The 19962-nt window shown below is 69.2% G+C and carries 19 protein-coding genes; 11 read left to right on the top strand and 8 right to left on the bottom strand.

Translation table 11 applies throughout. The annotated features are described in order from the left end of the window. The first annotated feature begins 1 nt into the window (after position 1). Genes CAL12_RS18120 through CAL12_RS18140 form a run of 5 tightly spaced genes read left to right on the top strand, consistent with a single transcriptional unit; the run spans position 2 to position 3922 of the window. Positions 2-988, top strand: a complete 987-nt coding sequence (locus CAL12_RS18120; protein ID WP_232464563.1) for a tripartite tricarboxylate transporter substrate binding protein — start codon at positions 2-4, stop codon at positions 986-988. 25 nt (positions 989-1013) lie between these two features. Then, positions 1014-1658 carry a flavin reductase family protein gene (locus tag CAL12_RS18125; protein WP_086065903.1) on the top strand — a complete coding sequence of 215 codons (645 nt, stop codon included), beginning with the start codon at positions 1014-1016 and terminating at the stop codon, positions 1656-1658. Between the two features lie 41 nt (positions 1659-1699). After that, complete coding sequence (locus CAL12_RS18130; protein WP_086065904.1) at positions 1700-2317, top strand: glutathione S-transferase family protein; 618 nt, start codon at positions 1700-1702, stop codon at positions 2315-2317. Between the two features lie 37 nt (positions 2318-2354). Then, complete coding sequence (locus tag CAL12_RS18135) at positions 2355-2978, top strand: carboxymuconolactone decarboxylase family protein (protein ID WP_086065905.1); 624 nt, start codon at positions 2355-2357, stop codon at positions 2976-2978. Beyond that, positions 2975-3922 (top strand): amidohydrolase family protein, encoded by a 948-nt coding sequence (locus CAL12_RS18140; protein ID WP_086065906.1) that lies wholly within the window; start codon positions 2975-2977, stop codon positions 3920-3922. The genes CAL12_RS18135 and CAL12_RS18140 overlap by 4 nt, the downstream gene beginning before the upstream one ends. Before the next feature lie 99 nt (positions 3923-4021). Here CAL12_RS18140 and CAL12_RS18145 read toward each other — a convergent pair whose 3' ends face one another. From CAL12_RS18145 to CAL12_RS18170, 6 genes are read right to left on the bottom strand one after another with little or no spacing between them, the layout of a single operon-like run. Then, a complete protein-coding gene (locus CAL12_RS18145; RefSeq protein ID WP_086065907.1) occupies positions 4022-4984 on the bottom strand; it encodes a LysR family transcriptional regulator in 963 nt (320 codons plus the stop codon). A gap of 39 nt (positions 4985-5023) precedes the next feature. Then, positions 5024-5995, bottom strand: coding sequence for a tripartite tricarboxylate transporter substrate binding protein (locus CAL12_RS18150; protein ID WP_086065908.1), 972 nt, complete (start codon positions 5993-5995; stop codon positions 5024-5026). Positions 5996-6048: 53 nt separating this feature from the next. Further along, on the bottom strand, positions 6049-8433 hold the full coding sequence (locus CAL12_RS18155; protein ID WP_086065909.1) for an acyl-CoA dehydrogenase: 2385 nt from the start codon (positions 8431-8433) through the stop codon (positions 6049-6051). Continuing rightward, a complete protein-coding gene (locus CAL12_RS18160) occupies positions 8430-9662 on the bottom strand; it encodes a CaiB/BaiF CoA transferase family protein (protein WP_086065910.1) in 1233 nt (410 codons plus the stop codon). Before CAL12_RS18160 ends, CAL12_RS18155 begins: the two co-directional genes overlap by 4 nt. A gap of 18 nt (positions 9663-9680) precedes the next feature. Then, positions 9681-10478 (bottom strand): enoyl-CoA hydratase/isomerase family protein, encoded by a 798-nt coding sequence (locus CAL12_RS18165; protein ID WP_420042728.1) that lies wholly within the window; start codon positions 10476-10478, stop codon positions 9681-9683. Between the two features lie 42 nt (positions 10479-10520). Next, positions 10521-11741 (bottom strand): CaiB/BaiF CoA transferase family protein, encoded by a 1221-nt coding sequence (locus tag CAL12_RS18170; RefSeq protein ID WP_086065911.1) that lies wholly within the window; start codon positions 11739-11741, stop codon positions 10521-10523. Between the two features lie 162 nt (positions 11742-11903). Here CAL12_RS18170 and CAL12_RS18175 point away from each other — a divergent pair, with 162 nt between their 5' ends. Continuing rightward, positions 11904-12881, top strand: coding sequence for a Bug family tripartite tricarboxylate transporter substrate binding protein (locus tag CAL12_RS18175; RefSeq protein ID WP_157793027.1), 978 nt, complete (start codon positions 11904-11906; stop codon positions 12879-12881). A 12-nt stretch (positions 12882-12893) separates the two neighbouring features. On the opposite strand, the gene alr is transcribed toward CAL12_RS18175, so the two are convergent. Continuing rightward, positions 12894-14039, bottom strand: coding sequence for an alanine racemase (gene alr, locus CAL12_RS18180; protein WP_086065913.1), 1146 nt, complete (start codon positions 14037-14039; stop codon positions 12894-12896). A gap of 154 nt (positions 14040-14193) precedes the next feature. Here alr and hpnC point away from each other — a divergent pair, with 154 nt between their 5' ends. The 3 genes from hpnC to hpnE are packed head-to-tail and all read left to right on the top strand — an operon-like array spanning position 14194 to position 17282. After that, positions 14194-15024, top strand: a complete 831-nt coding sequence (hpnC, locus tag CAL12_RS18185; protein WP_086065914.1) for a squalene synthase HpnC — start codon at positions 14194-14196, stop codon at positions 15022-15024. A 1-nt stretch (position 15025) separates the two neighbouring features. After that, positions 15026-15889, top strand: a complete 864-nt coding sequence (gene hpnD / locus CAL12_RS18190; protein WP_086065915.1) for a presqualene diphosphate synthase HpnD — start codon at positions 15026-15028, stop codon at positions 15887-15889. A 19-nt stretch (positions 15890-15908) separates the two neighbouring features. Further along, the gene (hpnE, locus tag CAL12_RS18195) at positions 15909-17282 is read left to right on the top strand and encodes a hydroxysqualene dehydroxylase HpnE (RefSeq protein WP_086065916.1); all 1374 of its coding nucleotides are present in this window, start codon (positions 15909-15911) and stop codon (positions 17280-17282) included. A gap of 48 nt (positions 17283-17330) precedes the next feature. On the opposite strand, the gene crcB is transcribed toward hpnE, so the two are convergent. Further along, positions 17331-17708, bottom strand: a complete 378-nt coding sequence (gene crcB / locus CAL12_RS18200) for a fluoride efflux transporter CrcB (RefSeq protein WP_086067970.1) — start codon at positions 17706-17708, stop codon at positions 17331-17333. Positions 17709-17992: 284 nt separating this feature from the next. Here crcB and CAL12_RS18205 point away from each other — a divergent pair, with 284 nt between their 5' ends. Beyond that, positions 17993-18967: a D-2-hydroxyacid dehydrogenase family protein gene (locus CAL12_RS18205; RefSeq protein ID WP_086065917.1), complete on the top strand. Its 975-nt coding sequence runs from the start codon at positions 17993-17995 to the stop codon at positions 18965-18967. A gap of 50 nt (positions 18968-19017) precedes the next feature. Then, a complete protein-coding gene (locus tag CAL12_RS18210) occupies positions 19018-19920 on the top strand; it encodes a LysR family transcriptional regulator (protein ID WP_157793028.1) in 903 nt (300 codons plus the stop codon). The last annotated feature ends 42 nt before the right edge of the window (positions 19921-19962 follow it).

Below are 19962 nucleotides of genomic sequence, written 5' to 3' on the forward strand. Positions count from 1 at the left end.
CGTGCGAACCGCATCTGCGCTGGCGCTGCTGGCCGCGATCGCCGTGTCCGCCGCCGGGCCGGCCGACGCCGACGCGGCGGGGGCCGCGGACGGCTATCCCTCCCACTCCATTACGCTGGTCAATCCCTACGCCGCTGGCGGACCGGCCGACATCGTGGCACGCAGCCTGGCGCGCGGGCTGGAAAAGCGCCTGGGCCAGGCCGTGGTGGTCGAAAGCAAGCCGGGCGGTGGCGCGTCGATAGGGACGGGCTTCGTCGCCCGCGCCAGGCCCGATGGCTACACCCTGCTGCTGGGGACGTCGGCGGGCCACGTGGTGACGCCGCTGATGCAGAAGACGCCTTATGACGGCGTGCGCGACTTCGCCTTCGCGTCCGTGGTCGCCATACAGCCCATCATGCTGGCCGTGAATCCCACGCGCGGCATCAGGACCGTTGCCGACCTGATCGCGCGCGCCCAGGCCGCCCCCGGCAAGCTGAGCTACGGCTCCGCGGGCGTGGGCGGCGCCACGCACCTGGGCGGCGAGCTGTTCCAGCAGGCCGCGCATGTCCAACTGAACCATATCCCCTACCCCGGGGCGTCGCCCGCCATCAACGACGCCGTCGGCGGGCAACTGGACATGGTCGTGCTGAATCTTTCGGCCAGCCTGCCTTTCATACGCCAGGGGCGCCTGCTGCCGCTGGCCTATGCCGCCGACCGGCGTTCGCCGCTGCTGCCGCAGGTGCCGACCCTGGACGAGGCTGGCGTGCACGGCGCGCAATCGGCCACCTGGTACAGCCTGGCCGCGCCGGCCGGCACGCCGCCCGCCATCGTGCAGCGCCTGAGCGATGCCGTGCGCGATGTGAACGAGGACGCCGATTACCGGCGGGTGATGGAAGAACAGGCGGTGGAGCTGATGGCGCTGTCGCCCGGCCAGGCGCAGGCCTATGTGGAAAAGGACCGCGCCGACATGCGGGCGCTGCTGGGCAGGCTGGACCTGCTGGCCAAATGAACGGACGCGCCAGGCGGGAAATGCGATGAACTTCGACTTCAGCGAGCTGGCGACGGCGGATGCCTTCAAACTGCTGTCCAGCGTGGTGGTGCCGCGGCCCATCGCCTGGGTCGTGACGCAATCGGCCGAAGGCCGGATGAATGCCGCGCCGTTTTCCTTCTTCAATGTGGTCAGCAGCGATCCGCCCATCGTGGCGCTGGGCATAGGCCCGCGCGGCGGACAGTTGAAGGACACCTCGCGCAATATCCTGGCCACGCGCGAATTCGTCGTCAACGTCGCGCCGGCGGGTCTCGGGCCCCAGATGACCCACACCAGCCTGGACTACGTGGCGGACGTCGATGAATTGGCCAAGGCGGGCCTGACCACCGCGCCATCGCTGCGCGTGAACCCGCCGCGGATCGCGCAGAGCCCCGCCGCGCTGGAATGCCAGGTGTGGCAGATCCTCGAAGCCGCGCCGCAACGGATTATCGTATTGGCGCGCGTGGTCGCCATGTACCTGCGCGACGACGCCTTGCTGGATCCGGACAAGTACTACGTGGATACGCCGTCGCTACGGCTGCTGGGCCGCATGCACGGCGCCGGCTGGTATGCCCACACCGACCATCTTTTCCAGATGGCGGCGCCCGATGTCGCGGACGACCCCGCGGTGCGGCCGCCACAGGGGCACTGACACGTGCGCCACCGCCAGAACGCTGTTTACAGGAGATCCGCATGAAGCTGCATTGGTCGCCACGTTCGCCTTTCGTACGCAAGGTCATGATCGTGCTTTACGAGGCGGGCATCGAAGACCGCGTGCAATGCGTCCGCACGCCCGTCGCGATGGACAAGCCGAATCTCGACCTGGTGCGCGACAACCCGCTCATCAAGCTGCCCACGCTGGTCCTGGACGACGGCACCGCGATCTACGACTCCCGCGTGATTTGCGCCTACCTGGACGGGCTGGCGGGCGCCGGCCTGCTGCCGGCCGAACCGCGGGCACGCCTGACCGCGGAGCGGCGCCAGGCCCTGGGCGACGGCCTGCTGGACGTGCTGCTGCTGTTCCGGCAGGAACGCAACAAGCCGCCGGCGCGGCAGACGCCGGAATGGCTGGACGCTTTCGCCTTGAAACTGGACGCGGTGCTGAAGGCGCTGGAACAGGAAGCGCCGGCGCTGCGGGAAACGCGCTTCGACCTGGGCCTGATCGCCATCGGCTGCGCCCTGTCCTATCTGGACTACCGCTACGCCGACCTGCCCTGGCGCGACGGCCATCCCGCGTTGGCGACGTGGCATCGCGAGTTCTGCGCGCGTCCGTCCGTGGCGCGTACGGCACCCGACGACGCGGCGGCTTGAAGCGGACGACACAACGGACGATACGAAAGGACATCACATGAGCCGCATCCCCTTCCCCACTCCCGACACGATGACCGCGGCCCAGCGACAGGTCTACGACCGCATCGTTTCGGGCCCGCGCGGCCGCCTGGTCGGCCCGTTGCGCGCCGCCTTGCACAACCCCGACCTGGCCGACCGCTGGCAGGCCCTGGGCGCCCTGCTGCGCTTCGGCACCAGCCTGCCGCCGCGTGTCAGCGAGCTGGCCATCGTGGCGACCGCACGGCGCTGGAACAGCCAGATCGAATGGCATATCCATGCCCAGGCGGCCGCCGATGCCGGCATCCCCGTCGCGGCGCTGGAGGCGATCCGCGACGGGCGCGCACCGGCCTTCGACACGCCGGCCGACGGCATCGTCTACGAATATGCCCGCCAGCTGCAGGAGACCGGTCAGGTCGCGCCCACGCTGTACGCGCAGGCGATCGAGCACTGGGGCGTGGCGGGCGTGGTGGAGCTGACAGCCGTCATCGGCTACTACACGATGGTATCGATGACCTTGAACGCCCATGAAATTCCCATGCCGGACGATGCGCCCGATCCATTGCGGGTACCGATGGAAGCCGGCCAGCCGGCCCTGACGCGGCTGCCGCGCTTGCCTGGGCAAGCCGGCGGAGACCGCCCATGAGCGACGCGACCCCGCCGCGTACCGGCGATGCCCGGGGTGGATCCGGCCAGGCGCTTGCCTATGTCCCGGACAGGACCGAAACGCCGCGCATGCCCGGGCGGCCGCGCCATGTGCTGATGCCGGGCGCCTGCGACGCGCACTGCCATGTGTTCGGGCCGTACGACCGCTTCCCGCTGCAACAGCCATCTTCCTATGCCGCGCCGGACGCGCCGGCCGAGCGCTACCTGTCCATGCTGGATACCCTGGGCGCGCAGCGCGGCGTGCTGGTGCAGCCGGCCCCCTACGGTACCGAGCCGGCGGCCCTGCTGGATGCGCTGCGGCAGGGCGCCGGCCGCTTGCGCGGCGTGGCGGTGGCCGATCCGCAAGTCAGCGATGCGCAATTGCGGGCGTGGTCCGAGGCCGGCGTGCGCGCCCTGCGTTTCGTCGAGGCGCGCGATCCGGCGGGACGGTTGTTTCCCGGCAGCGTCGGCTTCGACCAGATCGCCGCGCTGGCGCCGCGCATGAAGCAACACGGCCTGCACGCGCAGTTATGGGCACCATGCGACGTCTATACGCGGCATCTGCCGGCGCTGGCGGGATTGGGGCTGACGCTGGTGATCGACCATCTCGGCAGCCTGGTGCCGGGACGTGGCCCCCAGGATGCGGTGTTTCAATTGCTGCGCGGCCTGCTCGCCGACGGCGCCATCTGGATGAAGCTGACGCTGTGCCGCGTGGGCACGGCGCCGGATTATGCCGACGCCCGCTATCTGCACGACGCCTTCACCGCCGCCAATCCGGATCAGGTGCTGTGGGGGTCCGATTGGCCCTATGTGCGGATGGGCGACAAGGCGCCCGCGGCCGATGCCTTGCTGGACGTGGCATGGGATTGGCTGGGCAGCGATGCGCTGCGCCAGAAGGTGTGGGTGGATAACCCGGCGCGGTTGTACGGGTTTCCGAAGGGCTGAGGGCCTGAGGCGATGAGGACGCCGCAGCGGTTTGAAGGCCAAAGCGGTTCAAGGGCTGCGGTGGTTCAAGCGCTGCAGCGGCTGAGGGCTGCAGCGGTCTCACTCGCTGACGTGCCAGACCCCTTCCCCACCGATCTCGCGCGCCAGCGCCTCGATCTGCGCGGCGACTTCCATGACCGTGCGGCCCGGCCCCTTGCTGCGCGAATATGCCATTGAAATGATGCGCCCCAGCGCCGGGTCGCGCAGCGCGGCCACGCTCAGGCGGCCTTCGTGCACCTCCTGCCAGACAGCGTGCAGCGGCAGCACTGTATACATGTTTTCGTGTTCGACGATGGACTTCATCAGGGGCAGCGAATCGGCCTCGATCAGCGGCGCGATGGCGATCTTGCGGGCGCGCGCGAGCCCGTCCAGCGTATTGCGCAGCCCGTTGGGCGCGCCTGGCAGGATGAAAGGCAGCCCGTCCAGCGCATCGAAGCGGATATCCCCCGCGCTGGTGCGCGGGTCGCCGGCCGCGCCCACCAGATAGGACTCCACATAGGCCAGTGGCGTCTCGCCGGGCGGGCACTTTTCACCGTAGCGATACAGGATGGCGATATCCACGCGGCTGTCGGTCAGCCATTCCTCTATCTGGCCGCTCGATCCTTCGAAAATCCGCAGATGTACCTTGGGATAGTGTTCGCGCAGACGCGAGAACAGCCGCCGTATCAGCGGGTGGGCGGTGGACGGCAACAGGCCCAGCCGGACCTCGCCGGCCGGCTCGCGCGCCTGGCCGTTGACTTCCAGTTCCAGGCGCTCGGCGTCTTCGAGCAATACCCGCACCAGCGGGAACAGGCGTTCGCCGACTTCGGACAGGTGTACGCCGCGGCCAGTGCGGTTGAACAGCCGCGCGTTGCATTCGCGCTCCAGCGCGTTGATGCGGCGGCTGAGCACCGACTGGTCCTGGTCCAGATGCAGCGCGGCGCGCGTGATGCTGCCCAGCTCGGCGATGGCGACGAAGGCGCGCCATTTGTGCAGGTCGGCGGTCAGGTCCAGGCTGGGTCCCGCGGCTTTGGGCGTAGGCATGGTGGCTGTCGGTAGGAATAGGCGCACACACTATACGGCCTATTGCAGCCCCAGCTTGCCGCGCCGGATCACCTCCCCCCATTTGCGCGATTCGGCTTCCATCAGTTGGCGGTACTCGTCGGGGCTGGTGGCTTGCGGCACCGCGCCCTGCTCGATGATCCTGGCGCGCAGCGCCGGGTCCCGCAGCGACTCCCCGATGGCCTGGGCCATCCTGTCGACGATGGCGGCCGGGGTGCCGGTGGGCGCAATGACGCCATAGTTGGATTCGACCTCCACGCCGGCCAGGCCCAGCTCCCTGGTGGTCGGCACGTCCGGCAGCCCGACGAAGCGGTCGGCGCTGCCCACCGCCAGGGCGCGCACCTTGCCCGCCTTGATCAAGGCCAGCACAGCCGAGGCATCGGCGGGGAACATCTGCACTTCGTTGGAAAGCAGCGCGGTGACCGCCGGCGCCGCGCCCTTGTAGGGGACGTGCATGATCTGTATGCCCGTCTGTTGCTTGAGCAGTTCGCCAGCCAGGTGCGGGGTGGTGAGATTGCCGGCCGAGCCATAGTTGTACTTGCCGGGATCCTTGCGGGCGGCGGCGATGAAAGCGGGCAGGGTCGTTTCCGGTATCGCCGGGTTGACGACGAAGACCACCGGAATGCGCGCGACCAGGGACACGTAGCGGATCGCGCCGACGTCATAGGGCACTTTCATGGCGTGCGGCAAACCGGAAATGGCGCCTGGGACGCCGAAGCCGAAGGTGCTGCCGTCCGGCGTGGCCCGCACCGTCGCGTCCACGCCTATGGTTCCGGAAGCGCCGGCCTTGTTTTCCACGACCACGGGTTGCCCCAGCTTCTGGCCCAGCGTGGGCGCCAACAGCCGGGCCAGGTTGTCGACGGAACCGCCGGGCGGATACGGCACGATCAGGCGTATGGGCTGGCTGGGCCACGCATCGGCCGCACCGGCCGCGAATGCGTGGACCGCGGCCAGGGACAGCAAGGCGGCCAGCAAGGCGCGGCGTTTCTTCATGGACTCGTCTCCTCGTGCCCTGCGGGCTTATGGTGCTTATGGTGTTTATGGTTTCAGGCGCCATCCATGCCCAGCACGTGCTTGGCGTAGATGTTGCGTTGTATCTCGTTGGTGCCGCTGAAAATGGTGGCCGCCAGCGCATTGACGTAAGGCGCCAGCACATGGCTTTCGCCTGTGTCATCGTCCAGCGCGGCGCCGCCGTATTCATCGGCGGCCTGTATCAGCAGGGCCCCCAGGCGTTCGTGGGTTTCGGTGGCCCATATCTTCAGCAGCGACAATTGGGGCGGCAAGGGCAGCCCCGCGCGCGCCATGTCGGCATATCCCTCGTACATGGCGGTCAGGTCGGCCACGTCCAGCCGCAGCTCGGTCAGGCGGTCATGGAACGCCGGATCGGCCAGCAGGCCGCGCTGCCGCGCGCGGGCATGGATCTGCTGCAAGGCATGATGCGCATGCTTCGGGCTGCCGCTGAACAGGCGTTCGAAGCCCAGCAGTTCCTTGGCGATGCTCCAGCCGCCATTCAGCGCGCCCACCAGGTTGCCGCGCGGGACGCGTACCTGGTCGAAGAACACTTCGCAGAACTCCTCGTGGCCCGCCAGCGTGCGGATCGGCCTGCGGCTGACGCCCGGGCTGCGCAGGTCCACCAGCAGGAAGCTGATGCCCGCCTGCTTCTTGACGGTGGTGTCGGTCCTGACCAGCATGAACATATGGGTGGCGTCCTGCGCCAGCGTGGACCACGTCTTCTGGCCGGTGACGATCAAGGCGTCGCCATCGACGACGGCGGCGCAGCGCAGCGCCGCAAGGTCGGAGCCCGCGTCCGGTTCGGAATACCCTTGCGCCCATACGTCCTGGCCGGAAAGGATGCCGGGCAGGAAGCGTTCGCGCTGTTCCTGCGTACCATGGCGGAACAGGATGGGACCGAGCATGACCAGCCCCTGGTCGGGCGCGCGCGCCACGCCATGGCGTTCGGCCTCTTCGATGAAGGCGATCAGGCGGCCCGGCGCGAGGGCCATGCCGCCATGTTCGCGCGGCCACGACGGCGCGATCCAGCCCTGGCGCGCCAGGGTGAAATACCACTCCTTGATTTCTTCCCAGTGCAGGCGACGCGGCATATGGCGCAGGCGTTCCGGATAGTGCGCGCGGAAGAAGCGTCGCAGCATGGCGCGGAAATCGGCCTCGGGCATTTCATTCCAGTCGGCATCGCGCGGGAAGGCTTCCGGAGCTTCCGCTTCCCGCGGTCGCGCGGACATGTCCGGCGTCTCTTCGGGCAAGGCATCCGCCGGCGCGCCGCCGTCGCGTATGGGTGGCGCGAGCGCCCCGTAGCGCTGCCGGTGGGCGGTCGCGTTGCCCAGCCACGCGGCCTGGTGCAGCGCACCGCGCAGGTACAGGCTGACATCGCATTCATCGGTATAGCCGATGGCGCCGTGCAGTTGCACCGCCAGGCGGGCGGCTTCCAGGCCGGCGCGCGCGGCGCGCGCCTTCACGCGGCTGGCCGCCGCGCGTGCCATGGCTTTATCCGCGGACGGCAATTCCTTGAGCGCCGCCTGCAGGCTGGCGGCGGCCAGCTCCACCTGCATCGATGCGTCCACCACCCGATGCTGCAAGGCCTGGAAGGACGCCAGCGGCCGGCCGAACTGCTTCCGGGTGTTGAGGTACTCGACGGAGTCGGACAGCACCTGGCGCGCCGCGCCCACCATTTCCGCCGACTGCATCAGTCGCCCCAGGTCCAGCGCGGCATCGATGGCGTCCAGCACGCCGCGCCGGGCCAGCAAAGCGTCAGCCGGCAGCGCCACCGCCTCGAAGGACAGATGGCAGGCGTGCGTGCCGTCGGCGCGAACGTAGGGCCTGGCAATCACGCCTGGCGTATCCGCGGGCACGTAGAACAGCGCGGGCTCCTGTTCGCCATCGGCCGACACCAGCCAGCCGTCGACCCCGTCTCCCGGTATGACGTGGCGCTTTTCGCCGTTCAGGACGTAGGCGTCTTCCCGCCAGGTCACGCTGACGCCGAACGCGCCGGCGCCCTCGCCGGCCTCGAGCTGGCCGTCGGCCTCCTGCCACGCCAGCGACGTCACGCGCCTGCCGGCGCAAACGTCGGCCAGCAGCCGCTGGCAGGCCGACGCGCCATCGTGGTCTTGCGCCAGGCGCTGGAGCAGCGCGGCGGGCAGCACGGCGGCGGCGACCAGCGGCTCCGGCAACTGGACGCGCCCCGCTTCTTCCATGACGGCGGCCATCGCGGGCCAACCCAGGCCCAGTCCGCCGTGGTCCTCCGGCACGAACATGCCCAGCCAGCCGACGCCGGCGATCTCGGTCCAATAACGACGATCCAGCACGCCCGCCGCGCGCTTGCGTTGCCGCTGGTCGCGGCGACGCAGGAAGTCGCGCGCGCTGTCACGCACCTCTTCGATCAATGCGGCGTCGGCGGCATGGGTCTCGGCGGTCATACGACGCCCTCCGCCCGCAACGCGGCGATGTCGCTTGCGCTCAGGCCGAGTTCGCCGGCAAGCACGGCGTCCGTGTGTTCGCCCAGCATCGGCGGCGGCAAACCTTCCTGGATGGGCGTGCCGGAAAAATGAACAGGGTTGCGGATGTAAGGCATGCTGCCCAGGCCAGGGTGCGGCATGCGTCCCAGCACCCGCCTGTGCCGGACTTGCGGGTCTTCGAACACCTGCTCCATTGTGTAGATCGGGCCGCAGGGCACTTTGGCCCGCGCCAGCGTAGTGTTCCAGTCGGCGACCGTGCGCGCGCGCAGCGCCGGCTCGATTTGCGCGGACAGCTCCGCCTGCGCCATCGCGCGCAGCGGATTGGTGGCGAAGCGCGGATCATGCGCCAATTCGGGCAGGCCGATGGCGTCGCAGAAGGATTTGAACTGCGAGTCATTGCCCACCGCGACCATCAGGTGGCCGTCCTTGCAGGCGTAGGCGCGAAAAGGCGCGGTGATCGCCGAGGACGTTCCCGTGCGCGGCGGCTGCTGGCCGCTGGCCAGGTAATTCATGCCGATGTGGGACATCGCGGCGATCTGCGCGTCCAGCAGCGCCAGGTCGATATGCTGGCCCTGGCTGGATACCTGGTCGCGATGACGCAAGGCGGCCAGGATGGCGCACACCGCGTAGAAGCCGGCGGTCAGGTCCGAGACCGAATAGCCCACCTTGACCGGGCCCGCGCCGGGCTCGCCATCGGGAATGCCGGTCACGCTCATCAGCCCGCTCATGGACTGGAATATCGGGTCGTAGCCCGGCAGATGGCTGTAAGGGCCGTCCTGGCCGAACCCGGTGATGGAGCAATACACCAGCCGCGGATTCAGCGCCGACAGGGCCGAGTAATCCAGGCCGTAGCGCCGCAGGTCCCCGGCCTTGAAGTTCTCGATCAGCACGTCCGCCTCGAGCGCGAGGCGGCGCACCAATTCCTGGCCGCGCGGATGCGCGATGTCGATGGTCAATGAACGCTTGCCGCGGTTCATCGCCACGAAAGACGAGGTCTCGTGCGGCGGCGTGGTGGACGCGGGACCATCGACCGGCATCGGATAACCCTGGTGGCGCACGTCGTCGCCGCGCCCGGGCCGTTCGACCTTGATGACGTCGGCGCCAAAATCCGCCAGCATCTGGCCCGCCCAGGGGCCCGAGAACACGCGGCTGAGGTCCAGCACTTTCACGCCATCGAGCGGCCCTTTCATGATGTCTCCTTGTTGGTGTCAGCGGCCCTTGAACACCGGGGCACGCTTTTCCAGAAAAGCACGGCGCGCTTCCTGCGCGTCTTCGGTGCGGGCGATCGCCGCGGTCATATCCTGTTCGTAGCGGTAGCCATCGCGCAGGCTCATGTCCTCGATGGCGTTCAGCGTCTGCTTGGCCAATATCGACGCCAGCGGACTCTTGGACGCCAGTTCGCGCGCCAGGGCCATCGCCTCGTCCATCAGGGACTCCACCGGCACGGCGGCCTCGACCACGCCCAGGCGGTAGAGCTCGTCGCCATCGACGCGCAGGCCAGTCAGCATCATGCGTCGCAGGCGCGAATGGCCGAACAGGCGCATGCCGTGCCGCCCGCCGCCCAACAGGCCGACGTTGATTTCCGGCAAGCCGACCGTGGCGGTGGAGGCAGCGACCAGGATGTCGCAGGAGGCCACGATGGCCAGGCCCGCGCCCAGGGCCGCGCCGTTGATGGCGCACACCACCGGCTTGGCGCATTCGCGTATGGCATGGAAGCATTCACGGGTACGGCGCGAATGCCGTGGCAGGTCGCCGGGGCCCTGGATGGTGGTGGCGCGATTCTTCAGGTCGGCGCCCGCGCAGAAATTCCGGCCTTGGCCGGACAGCAACACCGCGCGAACCTCCGGTGTTTCGGAGATGCGGTCCAGCAGCCACGTCAGTTCGTCCATCATCTGCGTCGACAGCGCATTCACCGGCGGATTGGCCAGCAGGATGACCGCGACGCCGTCGTCGACGGTCACGTCCAGGGCGGTGTAGGGGCCGGTCAGGGCTTCGGGCATGCTCATAGTGGCGTATTCCTGCGGGGTGATGGGTCTTCGGCCAGCGCCTCAGATCACTTTGCGCGCACGCAGCGCCTGGATACGCGCGGCATCCAGGCCCAGTTCGTGCAGCACTTCGTCGGTGTGTTCGCCCAGCAGCGGCGGCGCGCGATCCACGCGCAGCTCCGCGCCGCCGAAGCGCAAGGGGTTCATGACCTGCGGCACGGTTCCCGCCACCGGATGCGGCAGGTGGCGCAGCATGCCGCGATGCACGACCTGGGGATCGTCGAAGACCTCCGGCACGGAATTGATGGAGCCCGCGGGCACGCCGGCCTTCTTGAGACTGTCCAGCCAGTCGGCGCGCGGCCGCTGCGCGAAGATGGCGTCCAGGATGGGATCCAGGCTCTCCTGGTTCCTGACGCGCTGTCCATTGGTCGCATAGCGTTCGTCACTCGCCAGCGCCGGCTGCCCGATCACGCCGCACAGCGCGACGAACTGCGCGTCGTTGCCGGCGACGACGACGATATCGCCGTCGGCGCAATGGAACGTCCGCTGCGGCTGGATATTGGGATGCGCGGTGCCGGTGCGGCGCGGCACGCGCTTGCCCAGCAGGAAATTCATCGCCTGGTTGGCCAGCAGGCCGACCTGCACGTCCAGCATGGCCACGTCCACGTATTCGCCCCGCCCGGTCTGTGTGCGGCGCAGCAGCGCGGCAACGATGCCCAGGGCCGCGTACACGCCGGTGCTCAGGTCGACGATGGGAACACCGACCTTCTGCGGCCCGCCACCGGGCTTGTCGTCGCGTTCGCCGGTCACGCTCATCAGGCCTCCCATGGCCTGGATCAGGAAGTCGTACGCCGGCTCCGCCGCGCGCGGGCCGGTCTGGCCGAAGCCCGTCACGGAGCAATACACCAGGCGCGGATTGATCCTGGACAAGGCCTCGTAATCCAGCCCCAGGCGCGCCAGGGTGCCGACCTTGTAGTTCTCCAGCACCACGTCCACGTCGGCGCACAAGGCCTTGACCAGGTCCTGGCCTTCGGGGGTCTGCAGGTCCAGGGTAATGGAGCGCTTGCCGCGGTTGGTCGCCACGAAATAGGCGCCGTCGGCGGTATCGTCGCCGGATGCGTCCTTGAGGAAAGGCGGTCCCCAGGAACGCGTGTCGTCGCCGCGGCCCGGCCGTTCGACCTTGATCACGTCCGCGCCCAGGTCCGCCAGGATCTGGCTGGCCCAGGGACCCGCCAGCACGCGGCTCAGGTCCAGCACCTTGATATTCGATAGAAGCGGCTGCAAGGCCTGTCCCCCGGGATCTCGATGAGGCGCCAGTCTAGGAAACCGGGCCCGTCCCGGGTACTGTCCGGTACCGCAAAGCTGTTATGTGCCCGGCGCTACAGCGCGCGGCGCCGCAAGCCGGTATCGTCGCTGCTGATGCCGCATCGAGATAAAGGAGACAACATGAAAAAACGGGCATTGCTGCGGACGGCCATGCTGGGCCTGGCGCTTTTCGGTGTGGCGGCCGCTGCCGGCGCGGCGTCGGACTACCCCAACCATCCCTTGCGGATGATCGTGCCGTTCACACCGGGCGGCGGCGCCGACCTGACCGCGCGCATGGTCGCCGAGCCCCTGGGCAAGGTATTGGGGCAACCGGTAGTCGTGGAAAACAAGCCGGGCGCCGGCGGGACGCTGGGCGCCACGCAGGTGGCGCGCGCCGCGCCCGACGGCTACACCATGCTCTACACCACCCCGGGGCCGCAGATCACCAACCCCTATCTGATGAAGAGCCTGCCCTACGATCCGCGCAAGGACCTTATGGCGGTGTCCAAGCTGGCCGTGGTGCCGGGCGTGCTCATCGTCGGCAAGCGCCTGCCCGTATCCACGGTCGACGAACTCGTCCGGTACGCCGCCGCGCATCCGCACGAGGTGCGCTTCGCCAGCGCCGGCATCGGGTCGAGCAGCCATCTGGCGGGCGAACTGTTCAAGGCCATGGCCGGCGTGGAGATCGACCATGTACCGTATGCTGGCACCAGCATCGCCTTGCGCGACATACTGGGCGGGACGGTGGAAATCGCGCTGGACAGCGTGGCGGTCTACCTGCCCTATATCCAGTCCGGCGCGGTGAAGGCGCTGGGCGTCACGACGCCGTTCGAACTGCCCATGTTGCCCGGCGTCCCGCCCATCGCCAAGGACCTGCCGGGCTTCGACGCCGCGCCGGTCAATTACCTGACGGTGCCCGCCGGCACGCCGCCGGCCGTCATCGCCAGGTTGAACGCCGCGGTGGTGGAGGTGCTGAAATCGCCGGAGGTGCGCAAGCGCATGATGGATATCGGCGTGCTGCCGGAAAGCAGTACGCCACAGGCCATGGCGGCATTGATCGATGCGGAAGCCGCGCGGTGGAAGAAGGTGATCGAAACGTCGGGCGCCCGGCTGGACTGAGCGCGGCTGGGATCAGGCGATGGTGCGCACGGGCACCCGCTGCGCCAACGCGCACAGCAGCTCGTAGCCGATGGTGCCAGCCGCCTGCGCCACTTCGTCCACCGACGGACCGTCCGCGCCCCACAATGAAACCGGCGCGCCGATGCCGGCCGCCGGCACGGGGGTCAGGTCCACCGCCAGCATATCCATGGAAACGCGGCCGAGCACGCGCGTGCGCGTACCGGCCACGACGACGGGCGTCCCCGTGCCCGCATGGCGCGGATAGCCGTCCGCATACCCGCATGCGACCACCCCGACACGCATGGGCGCATCCGCCGTGAACAGGGCGCTGTAGCCCACCGCGTCGCCGGCGCGCAGGTCCTGCGTGGCGATGATGCGGGAACGCAGCGACATGGCGGGCTGCAGGCCGAAGGATGCGGCATCGGCATCGGCGAAAGGCGAGGCGCCGTACAGGCAGATGCCGGGCCGCACCCAGCTTTCCTCGCCCGGCCGCGCCAGCGCGATCCGCGGATAGCGCAGCGTTGCTGCGGAGTTCGATACGCTGACGGGCCCGGGCAGGTCGCCCGCGACACGCTGGAAAACCGCCATGGGCGCCGCCACGCCCGCCGGCGCGTCGGCGCTGGCGAAGTGCGTCATGCGGCCGACGCCGCGCAGGATGCCTTGTTTGCGCAGATCGAGCGCGCGCGCATGGGCGGCGCGAAACGCGTCGGGCGCGAAACCCAGGCGATTCATGCCGCTGTTGAGCTTGACGTAGACGTCCAGGGGACGATCCGGGCGGGCATGCGCCAGCATGTCCAACTGTTCACGGCAATGCACCACGGACGACAGGCGGTAGCGATCGGCCAGGTCCAGATCCGCCGGTTCGAAAACGCCTTCCAGCAGCAGGATGGGACCCGCCCAGCCGGACTCGCGGCATTCGATCGCCTCCGCCAGGTCCAGCATGGCCAGACCGTCGGCCTGGGCGAAGCCCTGCACCCCCTGCGCCGTGCCGTGGCCATAGCCATGCGCCTTGATGACCGCCCAGATGGACGGCGCCACCCATTGGGTGCCGTCCGCGGCGGACGCCGCGGCGGCGGCCTGCCGCAGATGATCGCGGACCACGGCAAGATTGTGCGCGAGCGCGGAAACGGAGATGGTGACGGAAATCGGTCTTGGCATTGCGGCTATCCTGAGGCCAGACAAGTCTACCCGATAGGCCCGCCCGCACGTGCCGCGCAGCGTGGGTGCGGGCCACGTGTTCGCGGCGGGAATCAACGCCCCGGCCGAACGATAAAATGCGCGATTGCATGGACAGGGCCCACCATCCGCCGCTATGGCCGTCGATCACTACGAAAACTTCCCCGTCGCTTCGCTGCTGCTGCCGCGCCGCCTGCGCGCGCCGGTGCGCGACATCTACCGCTTCGCGCGCAGCGCCGACGACATCGCCGATGAAGGCAGCGCCGACGATGCGCAGCGCCTGGCGCGGCTGGCGGCCTATCGGGCGGAATTGCACCGCATCGCGCAGGGCAAGCCGGGCGCGCGTCCCGTCGCCGACCCCGGGCTGGACGCGATCTTCGATCCGCTGGCGGCGACCATCGCCAGCCACCAGTTGCCCATCACGCCGTTCTATGACCTGTTGTCCGCCTTCGAGCAGGACGTGCTGGTCAAGCGCTACGCCGACGAGCCCGCGCTGCTGGACTATTGCGCGCGCTCGGCCAATCCGGTGGGCCACCTGATGCTGCATCTGTACGGCGCCGCCGACGCGGCCAACGTGCGCGACGCCGATGCCATCTGCTCCGGATTGCAGCTGGTGAACTTCTGGCAGGACGTACACATCGACTGGCGCAAGGACAGGGTCTATCTGCCGCAGGACGCCCTGCGCCGCCATGGCGTGACCGAGCAGGACATCGCCACCTGCAAGCTGACGCCGGCCTGGGAATCGCTGATGCGCGACATGACGGAGCGCACGCGGGCGCTGTTACACTCCGGCGCTCCGCTGGCCCGCCGGCTGCCCGGCCGCATCGGCCTGGAGCTGCGCCTGGTCGTGCAGGGCGGACTGCGTATACTGGAACGCATCGAGCGCGCGCGCTACGACGTGTTCATGAATCGCCCTGAACTGGGCGCGAGGGATTGGGGCGTCATGATGTGGCGCGCTTTCAGCTGACATGACTCCCGACGAATATTGCCAGGACAAGGCCGCCAAGAGCGGCTCCAGCTTCTACTACGCCTTCCTGTTCCTGCCTCCCGAACGGCGGCGCGCGATCACGGCCCTCTATGCTTTCGGGCGCGAAGTCGACGACGTGGTGGATGAAGCCACCGACGCGTCGGTGGCACGCATCAAGCTGGCGTGGTGGCGCACCGAAATCGACCGCCTGTACGGCGGCGCGCCTGAACACCCGGTGACGCGCGCGCTGCAGCCGCATCTGCAGGCCTACGGCATACCGCGCGACCGCATGCTGGCGGTGGTCGACGGCATGGAGATGGACCTGGACCAGACTCGGTACCTGGACTGGCCGGGCTTGCGCAAGTACTGCTGGCATGTGGCCGGCGTCATCGGCGAAATGTCCGCGTCCATCTTCGGCTATACCGATCCATCCACGCTGGTCTATGCCGAACGGCTGGGGCTGGCCTTCCAGATGACCAACATCATCCGCGACGTCGGCGACGACGCGCGGCGCGGCCGCATCTACCTGCCCATCGACGACCTGCAGCGCTTCGAGGTCAAGGCGGCGGACATCCTGAACGGCCGCTATTCCCCCAACTTCAGCGCCTTGATGGCCTTCCAGGCCAAGCGCACGCGCGAGTTGTACAAGGAAGCCATGTCGGCGCTGCCCGAGGTCGACCGGCGCGAGCAGCGGCCCGGCCTGATGATGGCGGCGATCTATCATGCCCTGCTCGATGAAATCGAGCGGGACGACTGGCAGGTGCTGCACCAGCGCATATCGTTGACACCGCTGCGCAAGCTGCTGCTGGCGTGGCGCACCTGGGTGGGTGGCGGACGCGGACTGGTGCGCCGCCTGTCGCGATGAAGGCGGCGCGAGGCGCGCGATGAAGGCCGCCGTGGTCGGCGCGGGCTGGGCGGGCCTGGCGGCCGCGACGGCCATGCGCGAGGCCGGCTGCGACGTCACCGTCTACGAAAGCGGCCACACGCCCGGCGGCCGGGCGCGCCGCGTGCCGCATCCGCCGCACGAAGGCGCGGCCATCTTCGACGGGCCGCTGGACAACGGCCAGCACATCCTGCTCGGCGCCTATACCGATACGCTGGCGCTGATGCGCCGCCTGGGCCGCGACCCGGATACCTTGTTCCTGCGCCTGCCCTTGTGCCTGGCTTCCCTGGACGGCGGCTTCCGGCTGGCGGCGCCACGGCTGCCGGCGCCCTGGCACGCGGCCGTGGCGCTGTTGCGCGCGCGCGGACTGTCCTGGGGCGACCGGCTGGCCAGCCTGCGGCTGATGCGTGCGTTGCGCGCCGCGGGCTGGCGGGTGACGCCGGGCGAGACCGTCGGCGGCCTGATGCGGCGCCATGGGCAGCCGCGCGGGGCCGTGCGCCTGTTGTGGGAACCGCTATGCCTGGCCGCGCTCAACACGCCGGTATCGCAGGCGTGCGCGCAGCTCTATGCCCATGTCCTGCGCGACAGCCTGGGCGGGCCGCGAGCGGCGACCGACCTGCTGCTGCCGCGCGTGGACCTGTCGGCGCTCTGGCCGGACGCCGCCGCCGATCGCTGCCGGATGCGCTATGGGCATAGCGTGCGCGCGGTGACGCCCGGCGCCGGTGGGATCGACATCGATGGCGAACGCTATGACGCGGCGGTGGTCGCGGTGCCGCCACACTCGGCCGCGCGGCTGTTCGCGGGTGGGCCGGCGCGGGAACTGGCCATCGGCCTGGACGCCCTGCCGCATGCGCCCATCGCCACGCTCAATCTGAAGCTCGATGCGCCGTGGCGCCTGCCGCACCCCATGATGATGCTGGCCGACGCGCCGGCGCGCGGTCACCATGGGCAATGGATCTTCGATCGAACGGCGCTGTCGGGGCAGGCTGGCGCGGGCGTTCGCGGTGGCGTGCCGGCGCAAGGCGGCGCCGATATCACGATCGTCGTCAGCGCGGCCATGGCGCTTGCCGGACAGGACAGGAAGGTCGCCACGGACGCCTTGGTCGACCAGGTCCGGGAACATGCCGGCCGCGCGGGCCTGCCGCCGATGCCGGCTGTCGCGGGGTCCGCCCTGCTGATCGACAGGCGCGCCACCTTCCTGGCGGTTCCAGGCCTGCGGCGCCCCGCGCCGCGCACGCCGTGGCCGGGGCTGGCGCTGGCGGGCGACTGGACCGACACCGGCTATCCCGGGGTGCTCGAAGGCGCCATCCGCAGCGGCCTGGCCGCCGCGGCCGTCATCCTGGAACATCCACGCCGCCGAGGCGTGGCGCGATAGTGCCTGGCATCGACGGGTTCCGTGCGCCTGGGCCTGGGCGCCGTGCGATCAGGTCAGGCTGCGTACCGTGTACAAGCCCGCCGCCGTCAGCAGCAGCGAACCCGCCAGGCTGGAGCCGGCGTACAGCAGCGCGGTAGCGTAGGCGCCCCTTTCAACGAAACCCACGGTTTCGGCCGAGAACGTCGAAAACGTGGTCAGGCCGCCCAGGAAACCCGTGATGCAGATCAGGCGTATCCACGCGGGCCAGTCGGGATGCCCGGCGACCAGGGCCACCATCACGCCGATCAGATAGCCGCCCACCAGATTCGCCGCCATCGTTCCCCAGGGCCACGCCCCGGCGTTGAAGAACAGGCCCAGCACCCAGCGCAACCAGGCGCCCAGGGCGGCGCCGATGCCGACGGCAAGGATATTCCCGTAAGTGAACATGACGGCCACGCGCCCCTCGGGGCGTCCAGTACGAACCAGCGCGGATTATCGCAATAAATGCCGGCGTATCAAGGCCGCGGCGATTCGCGCCGTCACTCGCCTCCTATGACGGCCCAAGGGGCCGATCCGCCGGTGCGCGGCACGCCGCAATTCCACAGACTGGAAACAGCAGGCGTCGGAAAGGCGCGCCCTCCTCTACACTGCCTCCTACCACGAACGCCCGCCCGCTCGCCGGCACGCGGGACCGCCGGTGTTCGCCCCAGAAGGATGTGGAGACAGCCCCCATGCGTATTGCCATCCCCGACGACTACCAGGACTGCGTGCGCAGCCTCGATTGCTTTGCCCGGCTCGCCGGCCACGACGTCATCATCCACCACGACAACGTCAAGGACGTCGATGCGCTGGCCGAACGCTTTCGCGACGCCGAAGCCATCGTCCTGACGCGCGAGCGCACGCAGGTCGGCGCGGACCTGCTGCGCCGCCTGCCCAAGTTGCGCCTGATCAGCCAGATCGGCAAGGTCGCACCGCATCTGGACGTGGCGGCATGCACCGCGCATGGCGTGGCGGTCGCCGAAGGCTCCGGCTCCGGCGCGGCCACGGCCGAACTGGCCTGGGCGCTGATGCTGGCCAGCCGCCGGCATCTGGTCGCGGAAACGAATCGCCTGCGCGCCGGCTTGTGGCAGGGAACGCTGGGTCAGGAACTACGAGGCCAGCGCCTCGGCGTCTGGAGCTATGGCCGCATCGGCAAGCAAGTGGCCAATTACGGCCGGGCCTTCGGCATGAAGGTCTGGGTGTGGGGCGGCCCGGGCTCCACCGCCCAGGCGCGCCAGGACGGTATCGAGGTCGCGCCCAGCCGGGAAGCATTCTTCGCCGACAGCGATGTCCTGACCCTGCATCTGCGTCTGGGACCCTCGACGCAGGCCGCCATCGGCGCCGCCGATCTCGCGCGCATGAAGACCACGGCGCTGATCGTCAACACCAGCCGCGCCGAGCTGATCGAAGCCGGCGCGCTGGAAGCCGCGCTGCGCGCCGGCCGGCCAGGCTACGCCGCGGTCGACACCTTCGAATCGGAACCCATCCTGGGGGCGGACCATCCCCTGCTGCGCCTGCCCAACGCGCTTTGCACGCCGCACCTGGGCTTCGTCGAAAAGGACAACTACGAGGCCTACTTCGGCACGGCCTTCGACAACATCAACGCCTTCTGCGCGGGCACGCCCACGCATCTCGTGAACCCGGAAGTGCTGCGCACCGAAGGCTGAATCGGTTATAGATACGGTCCTGGCGCCCGGTGGCGCCGCGGACGGCGATCTTGCACTTTTCCCTGGTAGATATCGAGTATTTCCTGGCGGTGGTCAGGCACAACCACTTCGGCCGCGCCGCGACCGCCTGCAACGTCACGCAGCCTGCCATCACCAAGGCGCTGCGGCGGCTGGAAGATTCCGTGGGCGCCGTGCTGTTCGAGCGTGGCGCCCATGGCGCCCGCCTGACCGGCGAAGGCGAGGTCTTCCACGAATACGCGCGCCGTCTCAGCCTGCAGCACGAGGAACTGGCCAAGGTATCCGCAGACCTGCGCGCCCACCATTCGGGCCTGCTGCGGATCGGGCTGACCAATCCGGCCGGCGACAGCGACGTCGTACGCGCGCTGGCCGAAATGGTGCGCCGGCGGCCCGCGATGCGACTGCGCCTGGTCATCGGGAAGTCCGATGCGCTGAACATGGCGGTGGAGGCCGGCGAACTGGACGTCGCGGTCGTACCGGCCGCGCCCGGAACCACGTTCAGCTGCGAGGCCCTGACGCTGGGCCAGGACATCGTGCGCGTCGCCGCGCGCGTCGGCCACCCCGTCTTCCAGACCGTACAACCCGGCCTGGCCGCGCTGCAGCCGTATTCCTGGGTCATGCCGAGCCGCGAGAGCGCGGCACGCAAGGCCATTACGCACCTGCACGAAGAAGCGGGCCTGCCCGAGCCCACGGTGATGGTGGAAGCCGAATACATGTCCGACGCGGTACTTGGCATCGTGGCCAGCACGGACCTGGTCGCGCTGGCGCCCAGCAACAGCCTGCGTCCGTGGGCCGGGCTCATCATGCCCATACCGGTGGCCGGTTTGATGATCGCCCGCCGTACCGTGTTGCTGTCCCGGCCAGGCGGCCACTGGTCCGCGCTGATGGAACTGCTCCGGGACCTGCTTGGGACGGGCCGCGCGGAACATCCTTGAACGCGCACGCGTGCCTTCGCCGGCGCGCGCCGGGCCAGCATA

Origin of the sequence: Bordetella genomosp. 8, assembly GCF_002119685.1 — a bacterium.
Classification (GTDB): Bacteria; Pseudomonadota; Gammaproteobacteria; order Burkholderiales; family Burkholderiaceae_B; genus Bordetella_C.

Coding starts and splice junctions, on each gene's coding strand:
- CAL12_RS18205 (WP_086065917.1), top strand. CDS start 17,993: ATGCGTATTGCCATCCCCGACGACTACCAGGACTGCGTGCGCAGCCTC.
- CAL12_RS18135 (WP_086065905.1), top strand. CDS start 2,355: ATGAGCCGCATCCCCTTCCCCACTCCCGACACGATGACCGCGGCCCAG.
- CAL12_RS18125 (WP_086065903.1), top strand. CDS start 1,014: ATGAACTTCGACTTCAGCGAGCTGGCGACGGCGGATGCCTTCAAACTG.
- hpnE (WP_086065916.1), top strand. CDS start 15,909: ATGAAGGCCGCCGTGGTCGGCGCGGGCTGGGCGGGCCTGGCGGCCGCG.
- alr (WP_086065913.1), bottom strand. CDS start 14,039: ATGCCAAGACCGATTTCCGTCACCATCTCCGTTTCCGCGCTCGCGCAC.
- CAL12_RS18150 (WP_086065908.1), bottom strand. CDS start 5,995: ATGAAGAAACGCCGCGCCTTGCTGGCCGCCTTGCTGTCCCTGGCCGCG.
- CAL12_RS18165 (WP_420042728.1), bottom strand. CDS start 10,478: ATGAGCATGCCCGAAGCCCTGACCGGCCCCTACACCGCCCTGGACGTG.
- hpnC (WP_086065914.1), top strand. CDS start 14,194: ATGGCCGTCGATCACTACGAAAACTTCCCCGTCGCTTCGCTGCTGCTG.
- hpnD (WP_086065915.1), top strand. CDS start 15,026: ATGACTCCCGACGAATATTGCCAGGACAAGGCCGCCAAGAGCGGCTCC.
- CAL12_RS18155 (WP_086065909.1), bottom strand. CDS start 8,433: ATGACCGCCGAGACCCATGCCGCCGACGCCGCATTGATCGAAGAGGTG.
- CAL12_RS18175 (WP_157793027.1), top strand. CDS start 11,904: ATGAAAAAACGGGCATTGCTGCGGACGGCCATGCTGGGCCTGGCGCTT.
- CAL12_RS18140 (WP_086065906.1), top strand. CDS start 2,975: ATGAGCGACGCGACCCCGCCGCGTACCGGCGATGCCCGGGGTGGATCC.
- CAL12_RS18130 (WP_086065904.1), top strand. CDS start 1,700: ATGAAGCTGCATTGGTCGCCACGTTCGCCTTTCGTACGCAAGGTCATG.
- CAL12_RS18145 (WP_086065907.1), bottom strand. CDS start 4,984: ATGCCTACGCCCAAAGCCGCGGGACCCAGCCTGGACCTGACCGCCGAC.
- crcB (WP_086067970.1), bottom strand. CDS start 17,708: ATGTTCACTTACGGGAATATCCTTGCCGTCGGCATCGGCGCCGCCCTG.
- CAL12_RS18160 (WP_086065910.1), bottom strand. CDS start 9,662: ATGAAAGGGCCGCTCGATGGCGTGAAAGTGCTGGACCTCAGCCGCGTG.